Annotated in this window: 10 protein-coding genes; 2 read left to right on the top strand and 8 right to left on the bottom strand. The window is 72.4% G+C overall.

All coding sequences use genetic code 11. The annotated features are described in order from the left end of the window. Positions 1 to 9 precede the first annotated feature (9 nt). Positions 10 to 2,685: a pyruvate, phosphate dikinase gene (gene ppdK / locus DAI17_RS08350; protein ID WP_199904999.1), complete on the top strand. Its 2,676-nt coding sequence runs from the start codon at positions 10 to 12 to the stop codon at positions 2,683 to 2,685. A 75-nt stretch (positions 2,686 to 2,760) separates the two neighbouring features. On the opposite strand, the gene DAI17_RS08345 is transcribed toward ppdK, so the two are convergent. Next, a complete protein-coding gene (locus DAI17_RS08345; RefSeq protein WP_107772397.1) occupies positions 2,761 to 3,699 on the bottom strand; it encodes a co-chaperone YbbN in 939 nt (312 codons plus the stop codon). A 67-nt stretch (positions 3,700 to 3,766) separates the two neighbouring features. On the opposite strand from DAI17_RS08345, the gene DAI17_RS08340 reads away from it, so the two are divergent. Next, complete coding sequence (locus DAI17_RS08340; protein WP_107772396.1) at positions 3,767 to 4,330, top strand: GtrA family protein; 564 nt, start codon at positions 3,767 to 3,769, stop codon at positions 4,328 to 4,330. A 36-nt stretch (positions 4,331 to 4,366) separates the two neighbouring features. Here DAI17_RS08340 and DAI17_RS08335 read toward each other — a convergent pair whose 3' ends face one another. From DAI17_RS08335 to DAI17_RS08310, 7 genes are all read right to left on the bottom strand, one after another. Next, positions 4,367 to 6,079: an acyl-CoA mutase large subunit family protein gene (locus tag DAI17_RS08335; RefSeq protein ID WP_107772395.1), complete on the bottom strand. Its 1,713-nt coding sequence runs from the start codon at positions 6,077 to 6,079 to the stop codon at positions 4,367 to 4,369. A gap of 38 nt (positions 6,080 to 6,117) precedes the next feature. Then, complete coding sequence (locus DAI17_RS08330; RefSeq protein WP_107772394.1) at positions 6,118 to 6,609, bottom strand: MarR family winged helix-turn-helix transcriptional regulator; 492 nt, start codon at positions 6,607 to 6,609, stop codon at positions 6,118 to 6,120. 10 nt (positions 6,610 to 6,619) lie between these two features. Next, a complete protein-coding gene (locus tag DAI17_RS08325) occupies positions 6,620 to 9,220 on the bottom strand; it encodes an MMPL family transporter (protein ID WP_107772393.1) in 2,601 nt (866 codons plus the stop codon). A 2-nt stretch (positions 9,221 to 9,222) separates the two neighbouring features. After that, a complete protein-coding gene (locus DAI17_RS08320) occupies positions 9,223 to 9,930 on the bottom strand; it encodes a TetR/AcrR family transcriptional regulator (RefSeq protein ID WP_107772392.1) in 708 nt (235 codons plus the stop codon). Between the two features lie 56 nt (positions 9,931 to 9,986). Further along, positions 9,987 to 10,346, bottom strand: coding sequence for an MGMT family protein (locus DAI17_RS08315; RefSeq protein ID WP_107772391.1), 360 nt, complete (start codon positions 10,344 to 10,346; stop codon positions 9,987 to 9,989). Positions 10,347 to 10,377: 31 nt separating this feature from the next. Next, the gene (locus tag DAI17_RS20925; protein WP_159081421.1) at positions 10,378 to 10,548 is read right to left on the bottom strand and encodes a hypothetical protein; all 171 of its coding nucleotides are present in this window, start codon (positions 10,546 to 10,548) and stop codon (positions 10,378 to 10,380) included. A gap of 81 nt (positions 10,549 to 10,629) precedes the next feature. Then, positions 10,630 to 12,264 (bottom strand): LamG domain-containing protein, encoded by a 1,635-nt coding sequence (locus DAI17_RS08310; protein ID WP_107772390.1) that lies wholly within the window; start codon positions 12,262 to 12,264, stop codon positions 10,630 to 10,632. Position 12,265 lies beyond the last annotated feature (1 nt).

Here is a 12,265-nt window from a genome sequence, read left to right as displayed (position 1 = left end):
TGGGACAAGATGCCTGGGGTGAACACTTGGGTCTACGACTTCGCGGACGGCGACAAGGACAAGAAGGACCTGCTCGGGGGCAAGGGTGCCAACCTCGCCGAGATGAGCAACCTCGGGCTCCCCGTCCCGCCGGGCTTCACCATCACCACCGAGGCCTGCCGCGCCTACCTGCAGCACGGATCCGAACCCGACGGCCTGGCGGAGGAGGTGGGCAAGCACCTCGCCTCCCTCGAGGAGGCGATGGGACGCCGGCTCGGCGACCCGGACGACCCGCTGCTGGTCAGTGTCCGCTCGGGGGCCAAGTTCTCGATGCCCGGGATGATGGAGACGGTCCTCAACATCGGCCTCAACGACGCCTCCGTCGCCGGCCTGGCGCGCCAGAGCGAGGACGAGCGGTTCGCGATGGACTCCTACCGCCGCCTCCTCCAGATGTTCGGCGGCACCGTGCTGGGCATCCACGGCGAGCACTTCTCCGACGCGCTCGACGCGGCCAAGGACACCAAGGGCGTCAGCAACGACCTCGACCTCGACGTCGAGGACCTGCGACGGCTGGTCGAGACCTTCAAGGGCATCGTCCGCGAGCACGCGGGCATCGACTTCCCGCAGGACCCGCGCCAGCAGATGGACCGCGCCGTGCGCGCCGTGTTCGAGTCCTGGAACACCGACCGCGCCGTCCTCTACCGCCGCCAGGAACAGATCCCCGAGGACCTCGGCACGGCGGTCAACATCCAGGCCATGGTCTTCGGCAACCGCGGCATGACCTCGGGCTCGGGGGTCTGCTTCACCCGCGACCCCGCCTCCGGCGACCAGGGCGTCTACGGCGACTACCTCCAGAACGCGCAGGGCGAGGACGTCGTGGCGGGCATCCGCAACACCGTGTCGCTGGCCGACATGGAGACCGTCGACAAGGCGTCGTACGACGAGCTGCTCGAGATCATGTCGACCCTCGAGCACCACTACCGCGACATGTGCGACATCGAGTTCACCGTCGAGCAGGGCAAGCTGTGGATGCTCCAGACCCGGGTCGGCAAGCGCACCCCCGAGGCGGCGTACCGGATCGCGGTGCACATGGTCGACGAGGGGCTCATCGACATGGACGAGGCGCTGCGCCGGGTGACCGGCGACCAGCTGGCCAACCTGATGTTCCCGCGGTTCGACACCGAGGCCGACAAGGACCTGCTGGCCGTCGGGATGAACGCCTCCCCCGGCGCCGCCGTCGGCAAGGCCGTCTTCGACTGGGCGACCGCCGTCGAGTGGGCCGAGCAGGGCGAGGACGTCATCCTCGTCCGCAAGGAGACCACTCCCGAGGACCTGCACGGGATGATGGTGGCCCGCGGCGTCCTGACCAGCCGGGGCGGCAAGACCTCCCACGCTGCCGTCGTGGCGCGCGGCATGGGCCGCACCTGTGTCTGCGGCGCCGAGGCACTCGACGTCGACACCCGTGAGGGCCAGTTCACCGTGCGTGGCGGCAAGACCATCACCGAGGGCGACGTCATCTCGATCGACGGGTCCACCGGCGAGGTCTTCGACGGCGCGGTGCCGGTCGTGGACTCGCACGTCGTGCGGCACTTCGAGGGCGAGGAGACCGACCACCCCGTGGTCGAGGCCGTGTCCCGGCTGATGGCCCACGCGGACGAGACCCGGAGGCTGCGGGTGCGCACCAACGCCGACACCGCCAAGGACGCGGCCCGCGCCCGCCGCTTCGGCGCGCAGGGCATCGGCCTGTGCCGGACCGAGCACATGTTCCTCGGCGACCGCCGCCAGCTCGTCGAGAACCTCATCGTCGCCGAGGACGAGGCCGGCCAGGAGGCGGCGCTGGCCGAGCTGCTGCCCCTCCAGCGCCGGGACTTCCTGGAGATCTTCGAGGCCATGGACGGCCTGCCGGTCACCATCCGCCTCATCGACCCGCCGCTGCACGAGTTCCTGCCCGACCTCACCGAGCTCTCGGTGGCAATGGCGGTGGCCGACGTGCGCGGGCACCGCAAGAAGCGCCAGCGCAAGCTGCTGGCCGCGGTGCAGCGGCTGCACGAGGCCAACCCGATGCTCGGGCTGCGCGGCGTACGCCTCGGCATCGTCATCCCGGGCCTGTTCACCATGCAGGCCCGTGCCATCCTCGAGGCCGCCGCCGAGCGCATCCGCAACGGAGGTCGCGCCGAGCCCGAGATCATGATCCCGCTGGTCGCCAGCGTGCGGGAGCTCGACCTGGTCAAGCGCCGCATCGCGGCGATCGCCCACGAGGTCGAGTCCGAGCTGCACGTCACGATCCCGCACAAGGTCGGCACCATGATCGAGCTGCCGCGGGCCGCGATGACCGCGGGCGAGATCGCCCGGTCGGCGCAGTTCTTCTCCTTCGGCACCAACGACCTGACCCAGATGACCTGGGGCTTCTCCCGCGACGACGTCGAGGCGTCGTTCTTCGGCACCTACCTCGAGCAGGGCGTCTTCCCCGTCTCGCCGTTCGAGTCGCTCGACATCGACGGCGTCGGCGCGCTGGTCAGGCGCGCGGCCACCGACGGCCGCGCGGCCAACCCGGAGCTGCACCTCGGCGTCTGCGGCGAGCACGGCGGCGACCCCGCGTCCATCCACTTCTTCGAGGAGGTCGGGCTCGACTACGTGTCCTGCTCGCCATTCCGGGTGCCGATCGCCCGGCTCGAGGCCGGCCGCGCGGCGCTGGACACGCAGTAGCCCACGCGCCACGAGGTTGTGTGTGGCTTCGGTGTCACCTGGTGGCACCGAAGCCACACACAACGACGCATGGACTCAGAAGAGCGCCGAGGCCAGGTTGCGACGCCCGGCGAGCACCCGCTCGTCGTCGTTGCCGACGGCCGCGAAGAGGCCGAGAAGGTGCTCCCGCGCCCGGCTCCGGTCGGCGTCCGACGTACGGGCGACGAGCGCGACGAGGCGGTTGAACGCGTCCTCGACATGTCCACCGAGCAGGTCGAGGTCGGCGACCAGGGTCTGCGCGTCCACGTCGTCCGGGGCGTCCGCCGCGGCGGCGCGGGCCGCCTGCAGGTCGGCCCCCTGGGTGCGCTGGAGGACCTTGGCCATCGCCAGCCCGGCCGCGGCCTCGGAGTCCGCGGGGTTGGCGTCGACGAGCTTCTGGTACTCCGCCACCGCCCGGTCGATGTCACCCTCGCCCAGCGCGTCCTGCGCGGCGGCGTAGCGCGGGTCGACCGGCGGCTCCTCGTCCTGACCCGCGGCGGGGGCGGCCGAGCGCGGCTGGTGACGACCGGAGATCCCCTGCGCCGTGAGCTGCTGGCCGAGCTGCCCGAACAGCGTCGTCAGCTCCTCGCGGGTGAGCGCGCCGGGGATCGGCTGCGTCACGGGGCGGCCGTCGAGGACGACCAGCATCAGCGGCACCTGCGGGATCTGCATGGCCTGGGCGATCTCGGGCGACGCGTCGATGTCGACGAGACCGGCGAGCAGGCGCCCCTCCTGGCCCTCGACGACGGCAGCGACGTCAGCGGCGTACGCCTCGCTGCCGGGCGCCTGCGACGCCGAGTGGAAGACCAGCACGACCGGCGCGGTCATCGACTCCTGCAGCAGCTGCTGAAAGTTGTCCTGGGTCACGGTGAGCGAGTACGACGACCCGCCGCCGGGCGTCGCCGCGGGGGTCCCGCCACCGGCGGGGGCGGACGCCGGCCGCTGCAGGCCGGACAGGTCGATGGCACCGGGACGGGAGAAGGGCTGCTGCGTCATGGCGACATTCTCCCCACAGACCCTCGGGTCGGTCGAATGGGCCACCCCGGCCCGCTAGCCTCCTCGGGTGAGCGCTCTCGACCGGATCGTCGCGCGCCACGGGCACAACGTCGTGCTGCTCGGGCGCTTCGGCCTCGTCGGCGCCAGCGGGGTGGTCGTCAACCTGCTCGTGCTGGTGGTCGTCAGGCGCCTCGGACCGCCGTTCGAGGACGCCGTGATCGGCATCCCGGCCAGCGAGTTCAACGTGCGCTGGTACCACCTGTACTCCACGGTGGCGTTCCTGGTCGCCAACCTCTGGAACTTCCAGCTCAACCGGACCTGGACCTTCCGCAGCGCCGGCCGCTCTCCCTGGTGGCGGGAGTACTGGCCCTTCCTGGCGGTCGGCCTCGTCGGGCAGGCCATCGGGCTGGTCCTGCTCACCGTGCTGCTCCACCCCGACTCGCCGCTCGCGCTGCCGACCAGCGTCCTCGACGACTCGACCGGGCTGCGCAGCCGCCTCTACTGGGGACAGCTCATCGTCATCGCCGTGGTCACGCCGCTCGGGTTCGTGCTCAACAAGGTCTGGACCTTCTCCGGCGTGCGCGCCCACCACCGCGAGCACGGCGACCCCGAGCGGCTCCGCCGCCGCTAGAAGCGTGCCGGCTCGCGGTGCTGGACTGCTCGCCGGCTAGAAACGTGCCGGCTCGCGGTACTCCCCCCACTCGGCACGCAGCGCGTCGCAGATCTCGCCCAGCGTCGCCTCCGCGCGGCACGCCTCGAGCATCGCCGGGATCATGTTCTCCTCGGTCCGCCCGACCTCGACCATCCGCTGCACGGCGGCGGCCGCGGCCGCGTCGTCGCGGTCGGCCCGGCGCTCGGCGAGCAGGCGCACCTGCTCCACCTCCACCTCGTGGCTGACCCGCAGGATCTCCAGGTCGTGGGTCACCGACTCCTCGTGGCAGTTGACGCCCACGATCCGCTTGTCCTTCTTCTCCAGCGCGACCTGGTACTGGAACGCCGCCTCGGCGATCTCCGACATGAACCACCCGCTCTCGATCCCCTGGAGGAGGCCCTTGGTGACCGGGTTGTCGCCGGAGCGGGCGGCGGACGCCAGCCCCTCCACGTCGTCGTGGGTCAGCGTGGAGCCGCCCATGGCCAGGATCTTGTCGAAGATCGCGTTGGCCTCGGCCTCGATCCGGTCGGTGAGCGCCTCGACGTACCAGCTGCCGCCGAGGGGGTCGGCGACGTTGACGACGCCCGTCTCCTCCATGATCACCTGCTGGGTGCGCAGCGCGATCTCGGCCGCCTGCTCGCTCGGCAGGGCGAGCGTCTCGTCCAGTGCGTTGGTGTGCAGCGAGTTGGTGCCGCCGAGCACCGCCGAGAGGGCCTCGATGCCGGTGCGGACGACGTTGTTGTAGGGCTGCTGGGCGGTCAGCGAGACCCCGGCGGTCTGGGTGTGGAACCGCAGCCACTGGGCCTTCTCGGTCTTCGCGCCGTAGACGTCGCGCAGCCAGCGCGCCCAGATGCGGCGCGCCGCACGGAACTTGGCGATCTCCTCGAAGAAGTCGACGTGGGCGTCGAAGAAGAACGAGAGTCCGGGAGCGAAGACGTCGACGTCCAGGCCCCGCGACAGCCCCAGCTCGACGTACCCGAAGCCGTCGGCGAGGGTGAACGCGAGCTCCTGCGCGGCCGTCGAGCCGGCCTCGCGGATGTGGTAGCCGGAGACCGAGAGCGGCTTGTAGGCCGGGATGTGCTCGGCGCAGTGCTCCATGAGGTCGCCGATGAGGCGCAGGTGCGGCTCGGGACCGAAGAGCCACTCCTTCTGGGCGATGTACTCCTTGAAGATGTCGGTCTGGAGGGTGCCGTTGAGGGTGCCGGTGTCGACGCCGGCCCGCTCGGCGGCGACCAGCATCATGCAGAAGACCGGGACGGCGGGACCGCTGATCGTCATCGACGTGGTGACCTCGCCGAGGTCGATGCCGTCGAAGAGGACCTCCATGTCGGCGGCGCTGTCGATCGCGACACCGCAGTGCCCGACCTCGCCCAGCGACATCGGGTCGTCGGAGTCGCGCCCCATGAGGGTCGGCATGTCGAAGGCCACGCTGAGGCCGCCGCCGCCACGACCCAGGATCATCTTGTAGCGCTCGTTGGTCTGCTGGGCGTTGCCGAAGCCGGCGAACTGCCGGATCGTCCAGGTGCGCCCGCGGTAGCCGGTCGGGTAGAGGCCCCGGGTGAAGGGGAACTCGCCGGGCCACTCCGAGTCGTCGGTGCCGTACGCCGGGTCGACGTCCAGGCCGCTCAGCGTCGTGAAGTCGGCCTCGCGGGTCCGCGACGCGTCGTAACGGGCCTGCCAGCGGGCGCGTGCCGAGCCGGGGTCGGGGCTGCCTGTGTCCTGGGTCATACGGGCAATAGTAGGACGTCCTACTATCCCCGGCGAAACTAGAAGTCCCCGGCCTCCCGGCGCACCGGACGGAGCAGCTCGGACAGCTGCCCCAGCGCCGCGTCGTCCAGCGCCCCGAGCCCGAAGTCGGCGGACGTCAGGTCGGCGGTCGCCCGCTCGACGACGGCCCTGCCCTCCTCGGTGATCTCCGCCAGCACGGCCCGCCCGTCGGACGGCGAGGGACGTCGTACGACGAACCCCGAGGCCTCGAGGCGGCGCACGATCGAGGTCACCGAGGTGGGGTGCACCTGCAGCCGCTCACCGATCTTGCCGAGCGGCAGCGAGCCGCGAGAGGAAAAGGTCAGCAGGACCAGGGCCTCGTACCGGGCGAAAGTCAGGCCGTGCGGCTTGAGGATCGCGTCCAGCCGCCCGATCACCAGCTGCTGCACCCGCATGAGCGACGTGACCGCGTGCATCGCGGGGACACCGTCCCAGCGCTTGCCCCACTGGCGCGCGGCCTCGTCGATGAAGTCGAGGTGGCCGCCGGACATGGTGAGCAGGCTAGACGAGTGCGTCCGCGCGCTCGTCGTCCTCGACGCGGCGCGGCGTCCGCTGGCGGTCCACCAGCGCCGAGCCCTCGACGTCGAGGTGCGGCAGCAGGCGGTCCAGCCACACCGGCATCCACCAGACCCGGTCCCCCAGCATCGACATGACCGCCGGGGTGAGCGTCATGCGGATCAGGAACGCGTCGAGGAGCACCCCGACCGCGAGGCCGAGCCCGATCGGCCGCGCCATGGTCATGTGCGACCAGACGAACCCCGCGAAGACCGACACCATGATCAGCGCCGCGGCCGCGACGACCCGAGCGCCGGACGCGAACCCGCTGCGCACTGCCTGCCGGGCGTCCTGACCGTGCACGTAGGACTCGCGCATGCCCGACACGAGGAACATCTGGTAGTCCATGGCCAGGCCGAAGAGGATCCCGATCAGCAGCGTCGGCATGAAGCTCAGCACGGCGCCCGGGCTGTGCACGTCGAAGATCGCTCCGAGCCAGCCCCACTGGTAGACGGCGACGATCACGCCGAAGCTGGCCACCACCGAGAGCAGGAAGCCCGCGGTCGCGATGATCGGCACGACCACCGAGCGGAACACGATCGTCAGCAGCAGCAGGGACAGGCCGATGACGAGCACGAGGTAGAGCGGGAGCGCGTCGGCGAGCTTCTGCGAGACCTCGATGTTGGCCACGGTCTGGCCGGTGACGCCGAGGTCGACCCCCTCGACGGGCTCGACGACCTCGTCGCTGTCGGGGATGACCCCGCTCAGCCACCGGCCGTCGTCGTCGGCGGTGATCGTCTCGCCGTCGGCCAGCCGGCGCAGGTCGCGCACGAGGTCCACGGTGACCTCCGCGGAGGGCCCCTCGCTCGACACGACCTGGAAGGCGAGCGTCCGCCGGTCCTCGCTGACGCCGATGGGCAGGACGTCGCTGACGCCGTCCACCCGCGCGAGCGTGCTGCCGATGCGGGCCTGGGTGGCGACCACGTCACCCGCGGCGACCGGCTGGTCGAGGTCGGCGGAGACGACGATGGGGCCGTTGGCGCCCGCGCCGAAGGCCTCGCCGACCCGCTCGTAGGCCTGGTAGGCCGTCGAGTCCGGGGCCTCCGACCCGCCGTCGGGCAGCCCGAGGCGCAGCGAGAGCGCCGGGATCGCGAGCACGCCCATCAGCAGCACGACGGCGACGACCGCCGAGGGGGCGCGACGCGTGACGGCGTCGACCCACTTCTCGGGCCATCCCTCGGTGCGGGGCTTCGCGGACGTCGTACGCCGCGGCACCGCACGCCGTCCGGCCAGCGCGAGCAGTGCGGGGGTCAGGGTGAGGGCGACCAGCACCGTGACCAGCACGGTCGCTGCGGCCAGGACACCCATCTGCACCAGGACCGGGATCCCGGACACGAGCAGCGCGGCCAGCGCGATCACCACGGTGGCGCCGGCGACCACGACGGCGGTGCCGGCGGTGCCGGTCGCCAGGCCGATGCTGTGCCTAACCTCGTCGCGGGACACCTCGCTCCCGGCGTGCGCCAGGTCGGCCAGCTGGCGCCGGTGGCGGTTGACGATGAACAGGGCGTAGTCGATGCCCACGGCGAGGCCCAGCATCGCGCCGAGCACCGGCGCCATCTGCTGGAGATCGAGCCAGTGGGTGAGGGCGAGGGCGCCGAGCAGGCTGACCCCGACACCGGTGAACGCGACCGCGAGCGGCATCCCGGCCATCACCAGCGAGCCGAGCATGACGAGGAGGACGACGGCCGCGACGCCGACGCCGATGGCCTCGCCGATGCCGCCGACCTCGGTGGAGAAGACGAGCTCCTGCCCGTAGTCGACCTCGACGCCGCTGTCGGCGAGCTGCTCGCCGGTCTCGGGCACGAGCGCGAGGTCGTCGGGCGAGATCTCCTGCATGCTGGCGTCGAAGCGGACCTGCACGAGCGCGGTCGTGCCGTCCTCACTGACCAGCCGCACCCCGTCGCCGAGGCCGCGCAGCGTGGCACCGTCGGTGTACTGCTGCTCGCCCTCCCGCAGCTGCTCGCGGGCGTCGGCCAGCTGGGCGCGGCCGTCGGCCAGGGTGGCCTCGAGCTCGGCCTGGCCGTCGGTGCGGGCCGGCAGGGTCGGGTCGTCCGGGCTCGTGCGCTCGAGCCGGGCGATGTCCCGCTCGCCCCGGTCGACGAGCCACTCGAGCTGCTGGAGCTGCCGGGCGCCCTTCTCGTACTCCTCGCGGCCCTCGTCGAGCTGCCGGCGCCCCTGGCGCAGCTCGGCGTCGCTGCTGTCGAGCTCGGCCTGCGTGGCGAACGGGTCGACGGTGCCGGTGACGTGGGGCAGCTCCTCCCAGTCGGCGAGCGTCGCCTCGATGGCGCGGCGCTGCTCGGGGGTGAAGCCGTCCTCGGAGTGCAGGACGACCGTGCCGGTGCCGCCGGCCACCTCGGGGATCTGCTCGCCGAGGTCCTCCAGCACCTGGGCGAACTCGCTGTCGGGCAGCTCGAACTCGTTGGTCAGCGGCTTCTGGAGCGACACCATCGCGCCGACGACGCCGCCGAGCACGAGCACCCAGGCGAGGACGACGGCCAGCGGGCGCCGGGCCACGCCGGTGCCGAGGCGGTAGAGGAGGGAGGCCACGGTCAGTTCTCCTTGCCGGCGGTGCCGGTGGTGCGGTCGGGGGTGCGGCTGGTCGGGCGGCCGGTCGTGCGGAGCGCGCCGGACTCGTCGAAGCCGGCGAAGAGCAGGTCGAAGGCCCGGCGGATGTAGGCGTGGTGCCGGCGGGCGACCGCCGGGTCACCCGGGTCCGCCTCCGGCCGGTCGGCCACGAGGAGCCGGGTCATCCGGTTGAGGATGGCGCCGGTCGAGGCGGCCAGCGCGGCGACGTACACCGGGTCGGCCCCGGGTCCGATCCGGTCCCACAGCCCGCGCTCGAGGGCGTCGATCTGGCCGTCGGAGAACTCGCGGAGGAACCGCCGGGTGGCCGGTGACGCGTCGGCGGCCCGCTCCAGCACGCACGCCTGGGCGAAGACGGGGTCGTCCAGGATCGACTCCAGCACGGCCATGATCGACTGCCGCAGCGGCTCGTCGGCCGGGCGGGCGACGAACGCCGCGACCGTGTCCCGGGTGAGCTCCTCGATGGAGGCGGTCAGCACGTCCTCGACCCGGGCGTAGTAGTTGAACAGGGTCCGCCGTGACACGCCGGCCTCGGCGGCGATGCGGTCGGCGGTGAGGGCGTCGATGCCCTCGGCCGAGACGATCTCGATGGCCGCCCGGCTCAGGGCGTCGCGGGTGCGCTGCTTGTTGGCGGCACGCCGCCCCCGGCCCAGCTGGTCACACGAGATCGACATAACTGCACTGTAGGGCAAACTTGCACTACTATGCACATCGAGTCAGGTGAGCCCCCTCACTCCCCCGGCTCCGGCCCCTCCTCGAGGAGGTCGGCGGCGGCCAGCCTCCAGCGTCGTTCGAGCGCGGCCAGGTCGGCCCGGTGCTCGGCGATGCGGCAGCCGCGGCCCGACTGCTTGAGGCCGATCCCCTCCTCCAGCCAGTGCGGCCGGGCCTCGTCGAGCAGGTCCGGCGGGAGGTCGCCGGCGGCGTTGGTGACCCGCCACCACGTCACGCCGGCGCCGTCGCGGCTCATCACGGCGCCCACGCGGCGGGGACCGATGCCGATCATGTGGGCGAGGTCGCCGTAGGACACGACGCGGCCCCACGGCACCTGCTCGACCGCGCGCAGGACCAGCTCGGCGACCCGCTCGTCCATCGAGCGGCGACCTAGGTGCTCGTACGGCAGGTCACGTCAGTGCGCCCACGAAGTCGACGATCGCGGTGAGGAGCTGCTGCGCCAGCTGCCAGGCCTTGCCCGCCGCAGCGCCGGCCGCCCTGGCCAGGCCGTCGGGGTCGGTGAACATCCAGAAGGCGAGGAGCACGACCACCAGGACGAGGACCGCCTTCTTGGCGTTCATCTCAGAGCTCCTCGTAGGGGGTGACGGGGACCGGCCTTTCCTACCAGCCCTGCCGCACGCAGCGTCGGAGGCGCGCAGGCGTCAGGACTCGCAGGCGGTGAGGGCGCTCGACCCGAGCTTCGGCCCGGAGACCACCTGCCGGCCCCGGTCGAAGGCGAACCCGCGCTGCCAGTCCGACACGACGCCCGTCTGGTTGTGCTCGGCCAGCTGGTCGCCGACCATGCTGAACCGCAGCGTCATCGGTACGTCGGACACGGCCGCCCTGCCCTTGACCGTGCCGATCGGCCTGCCGTCCCAGAACCACGTGATGTGGCCCTTGGCCACCTCGACCGCGACGGCCGGCGAGGTGTGGACCAGGCTCGGGATGCGACGCGTGCCGGTCCACTGGCGGGTGTCGGCCCGAGCCCCGAAGGTCATCGTGCTGCTGTGCGCGGCGACCTCGGCCAGGACGATGTTGCGCCGCCCGCAGGCGTAGTCCTCGGGACGGTCGGGCACCAGCTCCACGAGGACCCGGAAGTCCTTGGCCGTCGCCTCGGCGGTCTTGAGCCGGAGCCGCACCTCCCACCGGCCGTAGGGGCGGGCGGCGTCGCGCAGGGTGGCGCGCGTGGTGCCGAAGTCGCCGGGCCCGCCCGCGTTGTTGCGCTGGCTGTCGAGGTAGAGGCCGCCGTTCTGCCGGCTCACCCGCCCCGCGCCGTCGGCGTAGTCCTGCCACCAGCCGGTGCGCACCGAGCCGACGTCGGGCGGGCTGGTGAGCGACTGGCCCGCCTCCCACGTGTAGTCCCACAGCGTCGGGTACCAGCCGTGGCGGCTGCTCGCCGTCGCGCTGGCGGCGCCGGAGCCCCGGCGAGCCGTGACGGGGGCGGCCGCGGGCACGGCGGGCCGGGACGGCTGAGCGAGGGCCTGCGGGGAGGTCCGGCCCAGCACGGAGGCGGGGTCGAGCACGGTGGTGGGGTCCAGCACCGTGACGTACATCGGGAAGCTCTGCATCCAGCCGATCCGGTTGCCGCCAGTGACGATGTCCTCCTGTCGCACCCGGTAGACGGCCGTCCCGGCCGCGGAGACCACCCCCGGGAACACGCCCGTCCCGTCGGGCAGCACCGTCGAGGTGCCGACGGTCTCCCAGGTGGCGCCGTCGATCCTCCGCTGCAGGGTGAGGGGCCTGCCGGTGAAGACGGGCAGGCCGATGGTCTCGGGCCGGCGGACGAGCTGCGGGGTGGTGTCCACGCCGATCGTGAACGGGACTCCGGCGACCGCGACCGGCTGCCCGCCGGTGAGGCGGGGGTCCAGCCCGGCCACCCACACGGTCAGGTCCTGCCCCTTGGCGTTCAGGGCCACCGGCGGCGACGCGATCCCGCCCTTGCCGACCACGCGGAAGCGGATCCCGAACATGGCCGGGGCGGGGAAGGTGAAGGCGAAGCTGCCGTCGGCGGCCGTGGTGGCGGAGAAGCCCCGGACCGGGAACCAGCGGTCGCCGGGCCGGTTCATGTGCTGCTGGAGGGTGATCCGGCGCTTGCCGGCCACCCCCAGATCGCCCGTGAACGTGAGCGCCTGCCCGCCGACGTAGGCCTGCGGCGAGTAGGCCAGGGTGCCGCCGCGCACCGCGAGCCGGCGCTCGGAGGCAGGGTGGGCGGTCTCGTCGGCGGTGGCCGCGGTCGGGGTCAGGGCCAGCACGAGACCGCCCAGGGCGAGCGCGAGCGCGGCGTGGAGCTGCTTCATG

Source organism: Nocardioides sediminis, from assembly GCF_003047295.1.
Lineage (GTDB): Bacteria > Actinomycetota > Actinomycetes > Propionibacteriales > Nocardioidaceae > Nocardioides > Nocardioides sediminis.
The sequence above is the reverse complement of the archived record's forward strand: the minus strand, read 5'-3'. Positions and strand labels throughout refer to the sequence as shown.